Genomic DNA, 19,389 nt, shown 5'->3' on the forward strand with positions numbered 1-19,389 from the left:
AGCAGTACTCGCCTGCGGCTCATACTACTTTTAAAAGATTGAAGATGACGGAGTTTGGGGGAAATGTAATACTAAAAGAACAGACAGAAAAACTATCTTGTTTTTGAATGTGGGCTGTTTCACAAACTCCGTCATCTTCAGACCTTTTGGAGTGTGAGCCGCAGGCGAGCACGGGAAAAAGGGCTGGAGATCCAGGCTTCTTCTTAATACTTCCATCCTTATTCCCACAGGCTTCAGTATCGGTTTCACGAGCAGCAAATAGCGGCTCATACGACTTTAAAAGGTTGAAGATGACGGAGTTTGGGGGAAATGTAATACTAAAAGAACAGACAGAAAAACTATCTTGTTTTTGAATGTGGGCTGTTTCCACAAACTCCGTCATCTTCAGACCTTTTTGGAGTGTGAGCCGCAGGCGAGCACGGAAAAAAGGGCTGGAGATCCAGGCTTCTTCTTAATACTTCCATCCTTATTCCCACAGGCATCAGTATCGGTTTCACGAGCAGCAAATAGCGGCTCATACGACTTTAAAAGGTTGAAGATGACGGAGTTTGGGGAAATGTAATACTAAAAAAACAGACAGAAAAACTATCTTGTTTTTGAATTGGGCTGTTTCCACAAACTCCGTCATCTTCAGACCTTTTTGGAGTGTGAGCCGCAGGCGAGCACGGAAAAAAGGGCTGGAGATCCAGGCTTCTTCTTAATACTTCCATCCTTATTCCCACAGGCATCAGTATCGGTTTCACGAGCAGCAAATAGCGGCTCATACGACTTTAAAGGTTGATCTTGCCGTGGTTTGGGGGAAATGTAATACTAAAAAAACAGACAGAAAAACTATCTTGTTTTTGAATGTGGGCTGTTTCCACAAACTCCGTCATCTTCAGACCTTTTTGGAGTGTGAGCCGCAGGCGAGCACGGAAAAAAGGGCTGGAGATCTAGGCTTCTTCTTAATACTTCCATCCTTATTCCCACAGGCATCAGTATCGGTTTCACGAGCAGCAAATAGCGGCTCATACGACTTTAAAAGGTTGAAGATGACGGAGTTTGGGGGAAATGTACTACTAAAAAAATAGGCAGAAAAATTATATTGGACAAAGCTCGATCCCCAGCTCACGGGGGCTGGGGATGATGTAATTTTGTGGCGGTACCGAATTATGAACAGTCTCAAACCATTTATTCAATCGCCCTCACTCCTTTATTTTTTGCCTTTTCTGCTTTATATTTTTCTTGAAATTTATTAGCCTTTTTTTCAAGTTCGTTATTTTTATCCAAAACCTGATGCAACAGTTTTTCAGGCTCCTGAACCTTACCTCCCGCCTTTGCCAATTTTACTTGAAGTTGTTCATCCTTAAATGTCTTTAAATTGGCTTTTTCAGCCTCAGTATGATTCATTGAGGCTTTTCCTCCTACAACTAAACCAGCAACAGCAACGGCACCGATAACGAGCAACGGACCAGAAATGGGAAGCACTACGCCTAACATAGGCGCAGCGATGACCGCAACGAGCGCCACCGCAATAATAGCAGCCGCAACCAAACCCCATTTAGACATAACCGCATCTTTAGCAGCTGACCCCCACGAAGCGGGCTCAGGTTTGTCTTGATCTTTGTATCTTTCTTTTTCTTCCTTATATTTTTGAGCAGTTTCAGTAACTATGTCAGCAGCTTGCTCAGACTTAGTTTTGATTAATCCGCCATTAGCTTTCGCAATTCCATCGGCAATTGATTTGACTATGTCACCATCTTTCCTATCGGAGGTAATATCAAATCCTTTCTCCAGAATTATTGCTTCTATCTGAGCGGGAGATTTTCCCTTAAAGCTAGTACCTTTTTTTTCCAACCGGTCCATCAATTTAACTTTAATCTCCGCTGCATTGTCAGCATCAACCGCTATTCCAGAATTGGTTAAATATGTATCCAAGACCTTGCCTGGTGGACACTTAAATTTGGTTCCAAGTTCTTTAACGGCTGTTTCTACTTTTGCATTAATAGTAATTTTGTTAGCCGCAAGCTGATCGTCTTCCTTCCGTACTCCTTGATCGGTATAAAGTTGGTCCGCTTTAATATCAATACTAATCTCACGCCGTGTTGTTAATGCATCAAGCTTAGCTGCACCATTAGCCCCTACCTCTCGAGCAGCGAGTTTTTTTATAGATTCGACATTGCCCATCGCTGTCTTAACCGCAGTGATCTCTTCATCGGAGTACCCCAAAGATTCTAAAAGCGGATCTATTGACTGATCTGAAGGATTAACCAAAAATATTTTATTCCCATTTCCACGAATTGCTGGGACAAATCTATCCGCTTTGATGCGAGTATGGGTCCGTAATTCAACCACGTCTCCTCCAAGAGCGGGTAAACCTATATCTGTTCGCGCAGCATCTTTTGTTGGATCTGCTGAAAATGAAATTCGACAGTGCCTATAATTATTTTCTCTTATGAAGTTCGGTCGATCATGTGCTAAGTTTACTTCGGCACCATTAAACAGTTGGGGATATGCACGAGCCAGAGTAGTACGCATTTGTAACTTAAAATCATTTCTATCGGCAACATGGGCATCACCGTTTGGGATTCCTGCATCCCCAGCCATTTCATCTAACCTTGCATTTAAGATATCATTGGCAGTAACTCGATTAGCAATCCCAAAATCTATATTATAATTCTTCATAACCCAAAAACCTCCAACCCTTTTTATTACTACTTACCCACTCATCATTTTAACAAATAAGAATTAATCAATTACTTATTTAAACAAACAAAACTTCAATTATTTAGAAATTTTATTCATTGATTTATTCCTATGCTGTGAATGACCGAAACGATGGTCATTCACACGTACCTCACCGCTATGGTGTTTTTGAACAATTTGCTTTAAGGTTTTTCTAGCTTCCGTCATATCCGTTTCCGACAAAGGTGGTTTACCGCCCATCAATATTGTTTGACGTTTGGTTGTCTCCTTGCCCTTTATCTTGGCCTGCTTCGCTACCTGTTGCGCTGATTGAAGCGCAATGTTTTCTTCATGCGATTCTTTATTTTTGGTTTTATAACTAGGAGAACCCGAAAAAAGTGTCGTGATTGCAGCCACTGTTTTCTCAAGCCACTGGGTAACCCTTTCTAAGATTGATTTTTTCTCAGGCTTTGCACGTTGCGATGAGCGATCACTCTGTGATGATTTTTCGTCCTTACCCGCAGCCGGTTGCTTATTCTGTCTCTCTTGGTTAGCCTGGCTTTTTGCCTCTTTCTTCGGCAATTCCGTACCTGGTACGGCCTTATCTAACGATTGATTCAATGCCTGCGTATACACCTCTACTAAGCGCGCTGACCTTTGTTCCGGAGGTAGGGTTTCTAATTCTTTTTTGAGATCTTTACTATCAACGCCTAGATTCTCTATTTTAACTTTACCCAGTTTATCGCTATTAATATCCTCAACTTCCCTGCCGCCTTTTTCGATGTTTATTTCCATCCACGACAAGTGCATCACGCCACTCTGAAGGCCTTTTCGAAATTCGTTAAATTGCTCCTGCGAAAGCCCAAATTCATCCTTCACTGCATCCATAAACTGGTTGAGTGCTGCTTTGGGGTTATTTCCAAAATCAATCTGATTAGCTCTGTTTTCTGGTGATGCTTTTGACACAAAAACCTACTCAATATAACCACTATTTATTTGATTATATTTTATAAGTTATAATATAGTGTTAATATTTAATCTTTTTATAACCACAACACACGCATGGGCACAGCCCACATTTGTTCACCAAATGGCACGATATGCTCACCTGTATAGAGAACAATACCTGTAAAGGCTTGGTCCTTGGCACTATGTTCCTTAAACCATTTCAAATGTTTAAAATGGTCATGACTGATGGAAGAACCGGCTTTGACTTCAATGCCTAATAAATCACCGTTTTCGTTTTCAACTATAAAATCAATTTCACGCTTGTCCCGGTCGCGGTAATGATACAAATGATAATCCTCTTCCTGGGCATCAATCTGAGCGGCTAATTGTGTAAAAACCAATGTTTCAAGTAACTTTCCATGCCTTTCACCATCCAGGCGGATATCTTCCAACCGCCAGCGCAAAATGCTAGCCATCAGCCCGGTATCGCTCATGAAGAATTTGTCCTGCTTGCCAACACGGTTAAAATCTGTTTTAGACCATGCGGGTACCCGTTCCACCAGATAAAGTGTTTCTAATGCATTAATATAGGAATCCAACGTTGGCCTTGCTAACGCCAGCTGCGAACCTATCGCCGAAACATCCATTAATTTACTCGACCACGCGGCCAACACTTCAATTAACTTGCGCATGGAATCGTGACGCTTGATATTGGCAATATCTTTTAAATCACGATCCATAAGGGCATCAAGATAATCTTTATGCCAGCGCCTCGACATTTTCTCACCTAATCGCCGCGCTTCTGGATACCCTCCTTTGAGGGCTTCTTGGATATAATCATCCTTGTTTAAAACAGCACCTGTTTGAAGTTGATGTTTAAAAAAGGAAAACTGCCCCTGAAATGCATGAGTTAAGAAATGGGGTAAATGGCCATCAATCTCTCCCAACGCCAGAGGGCGCAACCGTATTTTCATAATACGCCCTGCCAATGATTCCGTCACGCCTGGTAACAGCCCTATGTCCGCCGATCCGGTTAAGAAAAATCGTCCAGGCTCCTGGTTTTCATCAACATCTTTCTTGATGGCTTGAAGTAAAATCGGCGCACGTTGTATTTCATCAATAATCATCGCACCTTTGCCATGGCTGACAAACCCATGCGGATCATCCAGTGCTGACTTCAGTAAAGTAATATCATCTAACGTATAATAAATCGCATCCGCCCCGGAAAGCTCTTTAGCCAGGGTCGTCTTGCCTGATTGCCTGGCTCCCTCCAAAACCAAAACCCGCCTGAAAATCAAGCCTTGTTCAATTTTGTTGTATTGCCAACGTGCATATTTGACAGTAGGTAAAGTCATGATGGCTTTCTCTCGAACGATCACGATGGCCCCAGGAGACCACCTCCTATCAGTCTAACAGAAGCTCCACTATTTTACAAGTTGAACCCTCACTATTTTGATATTTGATATCACACTATTTTTAAGTTTGGACTCCGTCAATTTTGATATTAACGATCTTCCAAGCACAAGACTAGTAGAGCTATTTTTTTGTAAATAATTCACAAAAACAAATTGTTACTATGCATTTAAATACACTTAATGCTAAAACATCCATATTCTCGTCATGCCTCCACACCCAATGTAGAAAAATTAGTTTCTTATAGATACAAATGCATGTACGGTTTACACTGTAACAATATCACCAAGCTGCTCACTAAACACTCGTTCCAAGGTCGGCAGTTAAAGAACGCTACTTTCACAAAATAGTTACCCGAATTTTCAGCTTTCTTTATTACTCGCCATGCCTCACAGCAATCATCTTTTTAATCTCACCAATGGCCTTAGCAGGATTTAAGCCTTTAGGGCAGGTTTTGGCGCAATTCATGATGGTGTGGCAGCGATAGAGGCGGAATGGATCTTCCAGCTGGTCTAAGCGGTCGCCAGTGGTCTCATCGCGGCTATCAATCAACCAGCGATAGGCTTGCAGTAAAACAGCAGGACCTAGATACTGCTCACTGTTCCACCAATAGCTTGGGCAACTGGTTGAACAACAGGCGCATAAAATACATTCATAAAGGCCATCTAACTTTTCACGGTCTTCTGGGCTTTGCAAACGTTCGCTGCTGGCAGGCGCCGCCGAAGAGCTTTTAAGCCACGGCTCAATCGATTCATATTGCGCATAGAAATGCGTCAGGTCAGGGACGAGATCCTTAACCACTTGCATATGCGGCAATGGGCTGATGGTGATTGTCTCTTTAAACTCATCAATCCCTTTAATACAAGCAAGCGTATTCGTCCCCTTACCATCACCAATATTCATCGAACAACTGCCACAAATCCCTTCACGGCACGAACGGCGGAAAGTCAGGGTGGAATCGATGTTATTTTTAATCCAGATCAACGCATCCAGGATCATTGGCCCACACACGGCGGTATCGACCTCATAGGTATCCCAATGTGGATTTTCACCGGTCTCGGGATCCCAACGGTAAATGCGGAATTTCCGAATGGTTTTGGCACCTTCTGGGGCTTTATAATAACGCCCTTCCCTGACTACTGAATTCTCTGGTAAACGAAACTCAACCATATGCTACCCGTTTTATCTCTTTAAAGTTTAGTATACACGTTTCTTTGGCGCAACCACTTGTACTTCGTTGGTCAATGTATAAAGATGCACCGGCCTATAATCAATGGTTGCCTCACCCGTATTCTTAGCGGATTCGTCTGTATTGATCCAGGCAACGGTATGTTTTAACCAATTTTTATCATCACGATCGGGATAATCCTCACGTGCGTGAGCGCCACGGCTTTCTGGACGATTCAATGCACATTCAATGGTCACCAATGCTTGCGGCAAAAGATTATATAACTCCCAGGCTTCCACCAGGTCACTATTCCATACCAAGCCACGATCCTGAATGCCAATATCTTTGAACGATTCAAATGTTTTATGCATCAGCTTCGTGCCTTCATCCAATGAATCATGAACCCGGAATACTGCCGCATAATTTTGCATGGTTTTCTGCATCTCAGAACGAATATGCGATGCCGATAATGGCCCAGATGAATGACGCAGCGCATCAAAACGCGCCAAGGTATCCTGACCGGCATTCGCTGGAAACGGACGATGCGCCTGACCAGGTTTTACCACCTGTGCAGCCCTGTTTGCTGCCGCACGGCCAAATACCACCAGATCTAACAAGGAGTTTGACCCTAAACGATTTGCACCATGCACCGATACGCAGGCCGCTTCACCGATAGCCATTAATCCTGGCACCACGGCATCCGTATCGTTACCTTTAATCGTAACAACCTCACCATGATAATTGGTAGGTACACCACCCATGTTATAATGCACGGTCGGTAATACGGGAATAGGTTGTTTGGTGACATCCACCCCTGCAAATACCCGTGCGGTTTCGGCAATCCCCGGCAAACGCGCATGGATAATCTCGGGATCCAGATGATCGAGGTGCAGATAGATATGGTCTTTAAGCGGACCAACTCCCCGCCCTTCGCGAATTTCGATGGTCATCGCTCGGCTAACCACATCGCGTGACGCCAGGTCTTTAGCAGAAGGCGCGTAACGTTCCATAAAACGTTCACCTTCATAATTTACCAGGTAACCACCTTCGCCACGCACGCCTTCGGTAATCAAGCACCCCGAACCGTAAATACCGGTTGGATGAAACTGCACAAATTCCATGTCCTGAAGCGGTAAACCAGCACGCAGCGCCATCGCATTGCCATCGCCCGTACAGGTATGCGCCGATGTACAGGAAAAGTACGAACGCCCATATCCACCGGTTGCCATTACCACTAAATGAGCACGGAAACGATGGATGGTGCCATCGTCTAAATTCCAGGCAATCACGCCACAGCAGGCACCTTCATCATCCATAATCAGATCAAGGGCAAAATATTCGATAAAAAACTCAGCTTTATGTTTCAGCGATTGCTGGTACAGCGTATGCAAAATAGCATGTCCCGTTCTGTCGGCCGCTGCACAGGTACGTTGTGCTGCTTTACCCTGACCATAATGCGTGGTCATCCCACCAAATGGACGTTGATAAATTTTTCCGGCTTCCGTGCGCGAAAAAGGAACGCCATAATGTTCGAGCTCTAAAATAGCCGGAAGCGCTTCCTTGCACATATACTCGATAGCGTCCTGGTCACCTAACCAGTCTGATCCTTTAATAGTATCATAAAAATGCCAACGCCAATCATCTTCACCCATATTTCCAAGCGCCGCGCTGATACCACCCTGCGCTGCCACCGTGTGGCTACGTGTTGGGAATACTTTGGATATACATGCGGTTTTAAGGCCTTTTTCTGCCATGCCAAATGTAGCACGCAATCCTGCGCCACCAGCACCAACAACAACCACATCATAGGTATGGTCAATAATTTTATAACCTTGTGTCTTTGTCATAGAAATCATCCAATTTCAGAAGTAGTTTTACGCTCCACCATTCAGGTGTAATTTAAGTATGGCTAACACGCCAGCGATCATCGTAAGCAGAGTCAAAAAACGCATGGTGTAAATCAGAATTGCACGTCCCTTATGGCAATGCACATAATCTTCGATAACCACCTGCAGCCCTAAACTTCCGTGGTAAAGGCTTACCGCAACAAACGTCATGCAATAACAGCACGAAATGGATTTTGCAAATATGGCATCAGCCCCTGCCCATTTAGCGCAAAACATAATGCAGCAAGCACAAACCAGACAACAAGTGGAACCAAGGCAACCGCCGTCACACGCTGCGCAAGCCAATGCTTTACGCCATGCCTTGCTGAACCCAAACCTTTAACGCGCCCCAGTGGAGTTTGCAGTGACATATAAACCTCTTACTCTACATCCCGATTTTAAACACATAGACAGCGCTGGCCAGTGTCAACACACTAGCTCCAACAAGCGCTGCGATACCACTTTTGGTGACTGTGGTAAGTGCATAGCCCTTGCCCATATCCCAAAACAAATGGCGAATACCATTGCAGAGATGATAATACAAACAAAAAGCCCATCCCAACAACACAACTAAACCCACTGGTGAGCGCAATATGCCTGCAACCCCTTCAATAGAATAGCCATATGCGGCAAACACAAACAACCACACCAAGCCAACCAGCCCAGTATAAATAATCACTCCCGTTATACGGTGAAGGATAGAAAGTGTCGAGGTGATCTGTGGTTTATAAATAGACAAATGCGGCGACAAAGGCCGCTTGCGTGAAGAGCTGCTCGAAGAACTGCTTGGAGACGGAGACGACATAATGTTCCTTGCGTTAAAACAAACATACTTAAAGTTATATGTTCCTAGCAATAGCGGAGTTTTACGTTAGGGTCAAGTTGTAATTGAAGGCCTGGAACAGCCTGTTTAGTCTCTTGCAACATGCCGTCATCAATGTTCGATAGACACTACTATATATACTTTTATATCTACTTTGCAATTCTTCATAAACCATTAATATACCCTGTGTTACACTAGAAGGATAGCAATGGTGTTTGCACGGAGATGTTTGCTCATGCCCAACGGTAGAGGTATCCTTAAATTTCATAACAGCTTGAAAGGCTTTACACTCGTAGAAATGAGCGTGGTACTGGTTATTATTGGCTTGCTTATTTTAGCCGTTGTCGGGGCTTCGGCATTGCTCAAAGGTGCTAAAGCAAACCGTATGATTGAAGATGTTCAACATTTTACTGACATGGCCGAAGACTTTGAAAAAATCTATGGTGCCCCCCCGGGAGATATTACCAATTTTGATACATTCTTTCCCGGCGAAACCAATGGTAATGGTGACAGCAGTATCAGCGCAACCGGCAATGAAGATTTATTATTCTGGCATCATTTGCAGGCAGCCTCTATTTTTACTGCTGCTAAATTTGATGGAACCAGCCGCTATGAACCAGGCAAAGGGGTGCCTGTAGCCCCCTTCCGCAATAGCGGCTATAAAGTTCGCAAAGACTCCACGTTAGGGCTGTATTTTGAAATAGCTGGTTTTTCCACCTCACCTAACGCCGAATCAAATGGTGTTTTAACTCCAGATCAAGCCGCCAACATTGATCAACGCGTTGATGATAGCGACCCGAACAAAGGACGCGTACGTGGCTCTGGAACGGGCTGCGTTTTATCAGGCAAATATAATATCGCCAATGATAATGACGTCTGCATTCTTAAAATATTAGGCCGTGCTCAATCCAAAACCGAAACACCAGGAACGTTGGCTACCTGTTCCAGCCCCACCGGCGTCGAAGGTGAAGTGCAGGTTGACAGCACTACCGGTAACCAATGTCCCGATGGTTATGAAGGGAAAGTCTTGAGAGTGTGCCAGGCAAATGGCAGCTGGGAAATAGAGAAACGCTGTGAAATTATCCGCTGCTATGGTGGTAACACGTATCAAGAGACCCGAAATCTAACCTGTCCAAGCGCTTATACAGGAACATACAAAGAAATTTGCACCCAAGGGGCCGTCTGGGAAACACAAAATCCAAGCACCTTCCCATGCTCGGCAAAAGCTGGGGATTCATGCTCGTCAGCACGCAGTTTACCGTGTCCCATAGGATACACCGGCAGTATCAGCCAAACGTGTACCAATGGTGTTTATGATACACCAGTGACATCCAGCTGCGTTCCTATCACGTGTTCTGAAAGCGGCACTCCCCGCAATATCGGCTATATTTCAACAACGGTTAAAACCTGCAGTGGTAGCTTTACGTCCGGCGAATACACGAGCGTCTGTACCATCGATCAACGCTCTGGCAAGCAGTGGAAAGCCATCACCAATACATGTCAGGCCAGCAGCCCATGCTCAACTCCGGGTGCTACTCAAACTCTCAGTTGCCCTGATGGTGAAGCTGGAGCCATGCTTCAAACCTGCCCATCATCCGGTGCAAACTGGGTAACCACGTCTAATACCTGTATTGCCAAAAAATGCGGTGGTGAGACTATCGGTTCGTACAGACTGGTTGAAGGAGATGTCTCTTCGGGAGGCGAATGCCCTTCAGGCCACTCAGGGACTGTACTTGAAATATGCCAGGAAGATGGGACATGGGCCAGGGATTATTCAAACTGTACGCCTTAGCCTTCTAACGCGAGATGAATTTGGAATTGCGCTAGTCGCGCAATTCGTGTTGTTCTGGATCCTCGGTTGTTAGATGAGCGCTCGCTTACGGCTCACCGCTCATCTAACAACCGAGGAGAACGGCGTTTTTTGGGATGGATTTTTACCCATACACACCGTCATACTCACCTTTTTTAATCAGTATGAGCCGTAGGCGAGTGCTGATTAAAAGAGGTGGGTATCCAGCACAACACGTATTGCGCGACTAGCGCAATTCCATATCCTTCACGTCACACAGGCTTTAAGAAACAAAACAGCGATTTTATGGTTATCTTTAGCCCCTCCCCAGTTTTGATCTTGGAATACCGAGTTATAAGCCTCGTTTCAACTCCCGTCTCTATTTGCTTTATAACACATATTATGCTATCATCCTTGCTCACACAAAACGCTAAAACTATGGTTACACCGACTCTTTCACCTCTGACGCAGACACACAAACCCGATCCTTTTCTAATCGATAGCACCCTTGACGTGTTTGCCGAGATTGAAGCCTTGCGTAAAGAACGCAATGCGGTCATCCTTGCCCACTATTATCAGGACAGCGAAATTCAGGATATCGCCGATTTCGTCGGAGATTCCCTTGAGCTCTCTCGTAAAGCGGCGTCAACAGATGCCAGCACCATTGTTTTTTGTGGTGTTACTTTTATGGGTGAAGTCGCTAAAATCCTTAATCCCCATAAAACCGTACTGATCCCCGACCTTCAAGCCGGTTGCTCATTAGAAGAATCGTGCCAGCCGCAGGCATTTGATTTCTTCCGCAAAAAATATCCAGACCATCTGGTTTTGACTTATATAAACTCCTCAGCTGAGATCAAGGCAATGTCTGATATCATTGTAACCTCCTCTAATGCTGAACGAATCATCAACCAGATCCCGAAAGATCAACCCATCCTGTTTGCCCCTGATAAATATCTGGGCGCTTACCTGGCTAAAAAAACCGGTCGTGATATGGTTTTATGGCAAGGAACCTGTATTGTCCATGAGCAATTTTCTGAACGGTCTTTAATTCAGCTTAAAACCCAACATCCAGCAGCCCACGTCATTGCCCATCCTGAATGCCCCGAGCATTTACTCAGACATGCCAGCCATATTGGCTCCACCAGTTCGCTGCTAAGCTTTACCGGAAGACATCCTGGATCTGATTTTATCGTCCTCACCGAAGCTGGCATCATCCACCAGATGAAAAAACTCTCTCCGGGAAGTCGTTTTTATGACGTAGCGGGTTCGGAAGGTTCATGCACCTCCTGTAACCATTGTCCATTCATGAGACTCAATACCATCGAAAAACTCTATCTATGCCTGCGCGACCAAACGCCTGCCCTACAGGTGGACATGGCACTGTTAGACCAGGCAAAAATTCCGCTAGTACGCATGCTCGAAATGTCTTAGGAAGCGTAGCCCCCCTCAAAAAAGGGGCAGAGTCCAATAATACGCATTACTCCCACGCCCCATGCAATTTTTGATTGTCTTTACGCATTGCTTGACAATTTACCCCAGTAGTATTACCATTACTAGTAAGAGTAATACTACTGGAGGTTGTTTTTATGATGATCACCCAAAAAGGACAAGTTACGATTCCCCAAGATATCCGTGAAAAGTATGGATTCTTCCCCCACACAGACATTGCTTTTGTAGAGGAAGATGGCAAAGTTTACATAAAAAAAACACAATCAAGATTGACAAAGCTTCGCGGCATTGCTAGAGGTAAATTTACCACAGAAGAAATTATGGAACTCACACGCGATGATTCTCATTGATAGCAATGTCATTATTGATATCATGACCGAAAATCCCGTATGGGGAGAATGGTCATTTAATATTGTGGACTCACAACTTGATACGATTGCAATCAACCCCATCATCTATGCCGAAATCTCTGTTAAATATGAACAGATGGAACCATTAGACGAAGCCATTCAACCGTTTAAACGATTGGACTTACCTTACGAAGCTGCATTTCTTGCTGGAAAAGCCTTTCTAAAATACCGCACCCTGGGTGGAAAAAAAGAGACTCCTCTGCCTGATTTTTTTATAGGTGCCCATGCAGCAATTTTAGATATTCCTCTGATCACACGGGATATTCATCACTATCGAGCATACTTCCCCCGTGTTAAACTGATTCACCCTTTTTCGTGATTGTTAGCTTATAACCATTCAATTTTAACCTGGATCGGCTTGGCGCCATATTGTTTTGGCAACCAGAAACGGATTGTTCCATCTTGCTGACGAACGACATCCATAACCTTATTAATTCCAGCTATACTCACTTTAGCATGGGTTCCTTGAGGTATAGACCATTGCATTTCACCCAAACCATATCCCCGGGCGGTAAACTCAACACTCTTTCCTTGATAATGCGTATGATGAATAAGCCAACGGCTAGAGATAAGATACGGCTTCGCATCCGTTGGAGAACCCAATAAAGTTGGCAATGCTTTAAGATAAATAACAGGCTCACTCTCTGCAGCATCGAGGTAAATATAGAGGGAACCTTGATAATGACGTTCGCCAATGATGCCCTTAGATTTAGAAAAATCAACCCCCTTCATCGATGCTTTGTCAAAGCGGATCGTCTGTAAATCTCCACGATTTTTAACCAGCCAGCCATCTCCGGGGACGGCTTCCACTTGTAGGTGATAGAATCCTTCAATAATGCCCGCATACAGACTCGCCTCAATGGGCGCAATCTCATTGGCCATTGCATAATTGAAATTATCTTCCAGCGCGATCAGACTTGCATCTTTTTCACCAGAATACATATGGTAATAGATATTAAGCGGTTTTACGCGCATAGGAAATTCTGTATTTTTTAGCGTCGTAATTAAAAATCTGAACCCATGGAAACGTCCTGTCCATAAATCGGTATAGGTATTCTCATTACTATTGGATGAATAAACCTGTACGTAATCACCGATTTTAATCCCCACAGGTGCCACCCAGCCATAGGAAGGATACTCGCGGTCATAGCGACTATCGCCACCATTGATATTACGCAATCCTGCTTCTTTGACTTTTTCAAAGGCGGTTTTAAAAGGAGCCGTATTACCAGACCACATAAGCATGGTTACAGGTTTGTCCGCGGGTGCTAAGGCTTTTATTTTATTCACAGAGCCCTTAATTTCGTTAGCCAAATCAAAAGGCTTATCGGCAAAAGCGCGTGGAATTTCGTAATCAATTATCTTATTTTCTTTACGCTGAACGCGTTCCTGAGTTTTGGCTAATTTTTGATAGAGCTTAACAAACAGAGGGGAAGCATTACGGCTAACCCGTCGATATAAGGGCATATAAGGCGATTCTTTTTCTTTACTATACTGTTCAAAAAATTCCCACTCATAGGGATGGCTGTAGGTATGAGTCGCCACTTCCACTTGAGGTAAGGCTAATAATTCCTTCGCAACCCTTCTGCTTTCTTCAGTACCAACCCATTGAGTATCAATATCAGCAGCGATGGGTGATACCGTCACCGGTAAGTCGGGATACGCTTTAATGGCATGCTCCATCACCACTTCCGACGATAAGACTTCATTACCACGATACTCTTCAACCGATGAAATATTATTCCAGCCATCGCCATCGATATGGCTGTAATAAATTCGCCTGCCTGCGATCGTGGTTACATCGGGCCTTGGCATGTTATCGGTTTGAAATACTTTTCCAAAATAGACAAATGGATTGATGTACCACATCCGTATTTCATGTCCACGCATGGATGTATCGACACCAGCCTGTACCGCCTTACTGCGGCCTAGATCTTCAGGCGTTTCCTGGAAATAAAAACCATAATTATCTGCCACATAACCACCGTTAGGATGGCTTACCACCAGGTGACTGCGGGTAGATTCATTATCGCCTTGCTCTACCACCAGGTGCGAGACCGTATCTTTACTAATAGCCATCATCCGCTGATAGGGCATTAAGAACCCGGTAAGCAAGCGCTCAAAATCAACCATCTCCAAATCTTTCTTGATGTATTTCACATGATAGGTGAGATTAACCCATTCATCTTCATCACGAAGACCAATCTTTGCAAGAAACTGATTGATCAAATAGACCGGCGTTTCTTTTCCCAATTTATCTTCATAAAATCCAGGGTCGCCAATGATCACAAATTTTTTACCCGAATCGATCACTTCTGAGGCCCATTTAAGGTAATCCGCTGGGTTGCCCATATGAGTACCGGGTGAAAACCAGGTGATAACACCACGCACATCGTGACGGCCTTTAATATTAGGCAACCCCTTGCGGATATCGTAATGCTCCATGGTTAGGCCCAATTGATTCAACGGCATTTCGGCCAATCGATGGGTCGGTGAATAACGTACGCCTTCGACCCCTTCGCCATTATATAAGCCAATGACCACACGAGGAATCGGCTGTGCCCACACGAAGCCAGGCAAACAGATTGCCATAAACAGGCACACAACCACGCCCAAACGGCTCACGTTGGAAATAAATCGATGCCCATACCTGATGATTCGATTACCCCTTGTCACGGTTAGTTACCTTTACCTCAATGGGTTGCAAACTATCTTGTTTGGGCAATACAAAACGTATGGTTCCATCAGATTGTCGTTTTGCATGGGTTATAAACGGTGTGGATGTTCCATGGACTTCAATTTGGTAATTGCCCTCATCAGGGACATACCATTTCATTTCGCCACGACCATAGCCTCGTGTACTAAAGGCATAACCTGAATCACCGATTTTTAAATGATTGATTAACCAGCGGCTGTCCACCAGGTAGGGACGATCTTCATTTGCAGGTCCCATAAACGATGAGAGCGTTTTTAATGTAATAACCGGATCGGGTTCGTTTGCATCCAGGTAAACATAGAGCGATCCTTGAAATTGCCGCTCACCAATAACCCCTCTTGATCGCTCAAAATCGATTGCCTTTTTGGATGCCTTATCAAACCGTATCGTCTGTAGTTCTCCTCTATTTCTGACAATCCAGGCATTACCGGGCAATTCTTCTAACTGCACACGATAAAATCCTTGAACAATACGTGAGTATTCACTGGCTTCTACCGGCGTGATATCCTGTTGCATGGCATAATCAAGATTTTGTTTTAGGGCATCCAGGCTTGCTTCTTTTTCTCCGGTATACATATGGTAATAGATATTAAAGGGTTTCACACGCATCGGAAAATCCGTGTTCTTTATCGTCGATAATAAATATTTAAAACCATGATACCGCCCCGTCCATAAGTCGGTATAGGTGTTTTCATTACTGCTTGAAGAGTAAACCTGCAATTCGTTGCCGCGTCTTAGACCAAGAGGTGAAACCCAACCATAGGAGGGATATTCACGGTCATAGCGGCTGTCACCACCATTGATATTAGCAATGCCTGCTTCCCTTACTTTTTTAATCGCCTCTTCATACGGCATAGTATTTCCAGACCACATCAATATGTTGACCGGCTTATTTTTAGGCGCTACTTTTTGAATTGCCTGAATTGAACCAGCAACTTCCCTGTTTAGATCAAAGGATTTCTCCAAATAAGCCCGTGGCATTTCATACAGAGAGCCTTCACGCCATCTCCCCTTATAACCTTGTACGCGTGCTTGCGTTTTAGAAATCAAATTGGCTATTTTGACGTAAAGGGGCGACGCATTTGGATTATAACGCTTACCCATAGGGCTATAACCTTTTTCTAATTCACGGTTATAATGTTCAAAAAACTGCCACTCGTAAGGGTGCGTAAATGTATGCGAACCCACTTCAACGTGAGGCAGGGCAAATAATTGTTTAGCAACGCGAATACCGTCGGGAATGCCAGCCCAGCTCAAATCCATTTCAGCGGCAATAGGAGCAACGGTAATGGGTAGGTCTGGATAAGCTTTAATCGCATTATCCATAATCACTTGCGATGAAAGCACGTCCTGGTGACGGTATTTTTCAACATAGGTCACATTATTCCAGCCATCCCCGTCGATATGACTGTAATAAATTCTGCGCCCAGCCAGCGTTGATGCATCGGGTTTGGGTAAATCATCGGTTTGAAACGCTTTGCTAAAAAACGCGAAGGGATTAATATTCCACATGCGGATTTCTTTATTGGTCATGGAGGTATCACCGCCAATTTCGATAGGCTTCCTACCTGCACCATCATATTCTTCGTGTAAATAAAACGCGTAATTTTCAGCCACAAACCCGCCATGCGGATTGGTCACGACCAGGTGGCTGCGCGTATTTGTATCATCGCCTTGCTGAACCGTTAAATAAGATGTTGTATCCTTGCCAACCACACTAATTCTTTGGTAAGGAAATAAAAATTTGGTCAGCTGCCGTTCAAAATCAACCATCTCCAAATCTTTTTTGATAAACACCACATTGCGTATGACATTCACCCATTCATCATTATCTTGAATGCCTAACTTGGAATATAAATGGTTAATTTGATAGACTGGCGTTTCATGATTTTGACTATCAACATAAAAACCAGGATCTCCCAGAATCACTAATTTTTTGTCAGAATTAATGACATCCTCAGCCCATTTCAAATATGCCTGTGGGTTTTTCATGCGTGTTCCAGAAGAATACCATGTCAACACTCCGCGTACGTCCTTGCGGCCTTTGATATCCGGTAATCCTTTGCGAACATCATAATGTTCAACGACCAATCCCACTTGGTTTAACGGCATTTCTGCAAATCGATGGGTAGGAGAAAAGCGGACACCATCAATCCCCTCACCATTATAAAGGGCGATCACCACCCGTGGAACAGGCTGAGCAAACGCATCATGTGGCATCATCCACTGACACCCTACCGCAACGAAGCATCCGATAAGAAACTTTTTCAGGTGAGATATCATATTACTTTCCTCTCAGTACGACCTTAGGGTCGGCCATCCTTCTAACAAAAGGAACAAATCCATTTTGTCTGATTTTATTCGCCAAATCAGCTTGGCCTTTGCTATCATCCTGATTCCACTGCTCTTTTACTAAGACCGTCAACTGAGGATATTGATGTTTCCATTGGCCTAGAAGTCGTAAGGCACGCATCGATTCTTGAGCCGGCCTCGCTATTGCATCCGGTGTGGTGATGATCGAATCAGCAATCACATATTGAACAACCGGTAATAATTGGGGGGTCAGTGTTTCATCATAATCAACGGCGATGATAACCGATGGATATTGATAACGTATCGCCTTGATCACTTCGACCACCGATGCGACCATGCCAGCATAACGTTTAGGATCTCTGGCTTCTAGTTCCCGTGCTTCATGCAGGCTATCGATGTACACGCCTTGGAATCTTCGCAATAATAATGACTGAAGTTTGCTTTCAATCAGATATTGCTTCCAATCGGCTTTACGTATATCCACCAACATGTGAGAGGCATCCCGATTGCTGGGCCCCATCATTAATTTACTATCTTCAGCCCGTTCATAGCCAAGTTCTCCAGAAGCAACATCGATCACATTTAATTCTGCTAGTAATGTTTTATTCCGGTCGATGTAGGATTGAAGGGGTGGATGAGTTTCATAGGAAAATACAAGTGGGTTTGCTTTTTCAAGATCTTCGGGAATGGTTTCGTGATGAAGAAAAGCACCCCATTGTGAAGTCGAATCACTAAGTACAGGCTTGTTTGTTTTTGTGCTGGCAAATGAAAAACCCATCATAGAGCCTAATATGACAACCAGCAAAACAGGAATAACGAGGATAGCCCATGTAACGATCTTTTTTTTCATACATGCCCTTTTAATTCTAAAATAAGTGAGGAAAGGCCTTGGTGCAGTTCAATAGAAGGCCGATGATCCAAAAACCGCTGCAACTGATGATTATCCCCCAGTGACACACGGATATCGCCGGCACGAGATGGACAATATTCACTGATTGCCCGCTGTCCTGCTACCTCTTCCAGTGTATGAATCAATCGGTTCAATGTTGTTCCTTGGCCTGTACAAACATTGAGAACCCAAGCGCCTTTGCGCGATGATAATTGACTCATTCCCCGCATCATGGTTTCCACCACATCCTGTACATAGATAAAATCACGCATCTGTTCACCATCACCGAATACTTTGATGGGTTTATTGTCAGCAATATGATTAGAGAAAATTGAAATAACCCCGGAATATGGCGATTTAGGATCTTGTCTTGGGCCATAGACATTAAAAAACCGCAAACCAAGTGTTGGAATACCATGGACCAAATACGCTACCTTACCATTAACCTCACAACTATATTTATCCGCGCCATACGCCGTAATGGGATTCACGGGCGTGTCCTCGGTAAGGGGCATTTTAGGATTATCGCCATAGACCGCAGCAGAGGATGCATAAACCACCGGTATCTGCGTTTTTTGATGAGCAATTGCATCAAAAATCGTAACCGTGCCACTGGCATTAGTTTTATGGGTACTCAACCAGGCTTCTACCGATTTCTGAACAGACGCAACCGCCGCCAGGTGAAAACAGCCATCGGCATTGCGTACTAAACTTGCTACCAATATTTCATCGCAGATATCGCCGACAATAACATTGGCTTGCTTATGCGCATTCTCACGTTTTCCCGTTGATAAATTATCAAGAATATCCACGTCATGGCCCTGCTTAATCAAAGCATCCACCAAATGAGATCCGATAAATCCACACCCACCCGTTACTAAATAGCGCATGAAATCCCCCCTCATGCTGATACATTTTTAT

At 44.1% G+C, this 19,389-nt stretch carries 15 protein-coding genes and 1 pseudogene; 4 read left to right on the top strand and 12 right to left on the bottom strand.

What is annotated here, in order from left to right; all coding sequences use genetic code 11:
* Positions 1-19 precede the first annotated feature (19 nt).
* The 8 genes and pseudogenes from IPP74_11255 to sdhC form a co-directional block, all read right to left on the bottom strand.
* Positions 20-382 (bottom strand): hypothetical protein, encoded by a 363-nt coding sequence (locus IPP74_11255; protein ID MBL0319849.1) that lies wholly within the window; start codon positions 380-382, stop codon positions 20-22.
* A 788-nt stretch (positions 383-1,170) separates the two neighbouring features.
* Positions 1,171-2,664, bottom strand: coding sequence for a hypothetical protein (locus IPP74_11260; GenBank protein MBL0319850.1), 1,494 nt, complete (start codon positions 2,662-2,664; stop codon positions 1,171-1,173).
* 99 nt (positions 2,665-2,763) lie between these two features.
* Positions 2,764-3,630, bottom strand: coding sequence for a hypothetical protein (locus tag IPP74_11265; protein ID MBL0319851.1), 867 nt, complete (start codon positions 3,628-3,630; stop codon positions 2,764-2,766).
* A gap of 77 nt (positions 3,631-3,707) precedes the next feature.
* Complete coding sequence (locus IPP74_11270) at positions 3,708-4,967, bottom strand: ATP-binding protein (GenBank protein ID MBL0319852.1); 1,260 nt, start codon at positions 4,965-4,967, stop codon at positions 3,708-3,710.
* A 433-nt stretch (positions 4,968-5,400) separates the two neighbouring features.
* A complete protein-coding gene (locus tag IPP74_11275) occupies positions 5,401-6,195 on the bottom strand; it encodes a succinate dehydrogenase iron-sulfur subunit (protein MBL0319853.1) in 795 nt (264 codons plus the stop codon).
* 27 nt (positions 6,196-6,222) lie between these two features.
* Positions 6,223-8,040: a succinate dehydrogenase flavoprotein subunit gene (locus IPP74_11280; GenBank protein MBL0319854.1), complete on the bottom strand. Its 1,818-nt coding sequence runs from the start codon at positions 8,038-8,040 to the stop codon at positions 6,223-6,225.
* A gap of 27 nt (positions 8,041-8,067) precedes the next feature.
* Positions 8,068-8,450, bottom strand: a pseudogene (sdhD, locus tag IPP74_11285) (succinate dehydrogenase, hydrophobic membrane anchor protein).
* 14 nt (positions 8,451-8,464) lie between these two features.
* A complete protein-coding gene (sdhC, locus tag IPP74_11290) occupies positions 8,465-8,884 on the bottom strand; it encodes a succinate dehydrogenase, cytochrome b556 subunit (GenBank protein MBL0319855.1) in 420 nt (139 codons plus the stop codon).
* A 253-nt stretch (positions 8,885-9,137) separates the two neighbouring features.
* Here sdhC and IPP74_11295 point away from each other — a divergent pair, with 253 nt between their 5' ends.
* From IPP74_11295 to IPP74_11310, 4 genes are all read left to right on the top strand, one after another.
* Positions 9,138-10,694 carry a prepilin-type N-terminal cleavage/methylation domain-containing protein gene (locus IPP74_11295; protein ID MBL0319856.1) on the top strand — a complete coding sequence of 519 codons (1,557 nt, stop codon included), beginning with the start codon at positions 9,138-9,140 and terminating at the stop codon, positions 10,692-10,694.
* 435 nt (positions 10,695-11,129) lie between these two features.
* Positions 11,130-12,122, top strand: a complete 993-nt coding sequence (gene nadA / locus IPP74_11300) for a quinolinate synthase NadA (GenBank protein MBL0319857.1) — start codon at positions 11,130-11,132, stop codon at positions 12,120-12,122.
* Positions 12,123-12,277: 155 nt separating this feature from the next.
* Positions 12,278-12,490, top strand: coding sequence for an AbrB/MazE/SpoVT family DNA-binding domain-containing protein (locus IPP74_11305; protein ID MBL0319858.1), 213 nt, complete (start codon positions 12,278-12,280; stop codon positions 12,488-12,490).
* A complete protein-coding gene (locus IPP74_11310) occupies positions 12,477-12,869 on the top strand; it encodes a type II toxin-antitoxin system VapC family toxin (GenBank protein MBL0319859.1) in 393 nt (130 codons plus the stop codon). The genes IPP74_11305 and IPP74_11310 overlap by 14 nt, the downstream gene beginning before the upstream one ends.
* Positions 12,870-12,877: 8 nt before the next feature.
* Here IPP74_11310 and IPP74_11315 read toward each other — a convergent pair whose 3' ends face one another.
* From IPP74_11315 to IPP74_11330, 4 genes are read right to left on the bottom strand one after another with little or no spacing between them, the layout of a single operon-like run.
* Entirely contained in the window at positions 12,878-15,226 is a 2,349-nt protein-coding gene (locus tag IPP74_11315) for a hypothetical protein (GenBank protein MBL0319860.1), read from the bottom strand.
* A complete protein-coding gene (locus IPP74_11320; GenBank protein MBL0319861.1) occupies positions 15,213-17,549 on the bottom strand; it encodes a hypothetical protein in 2,337 nt (778 codons plus the stop codon). Before IPP74_11320 ends, IPP74_11315 begins: the two co-directional genes overlap by 14 nt.
* Position 17,550: 1 nt before the next feature.
* Entirely contained in the window at positions 17,551-18,429 is an 879-nt protein-coding gene (locus IPP74_11325) for a hypothetical protein (protein MBL0319862.1), read from the bottom strand.
* On the bottom strand, positions 18,426-19,358 hold the full coding sequence (locus IPP74_11330) for an NAD-dependent epimerase/dehydratase family protein (protein MBL0319863.1): 933 nt from the start codon (positions 19,356-19,358) through the stop codon (positions 18,426-18,428). The genes IPP74_11325 and IPP74_11330 overlap by 4 nt, the downstream gene beginning before the upstream one ends.
* Positions 19,359-19,389: the final 31 nt, after the last annotated feature.

The organism is Alphaproteobacteria bacterium (assembly GCA_016722515.1).
GTDB lineage: Bacteria > Pseudomonadota > Alphaproteobacteria > Rickettsiales > JADKJE01 > JADKJE01.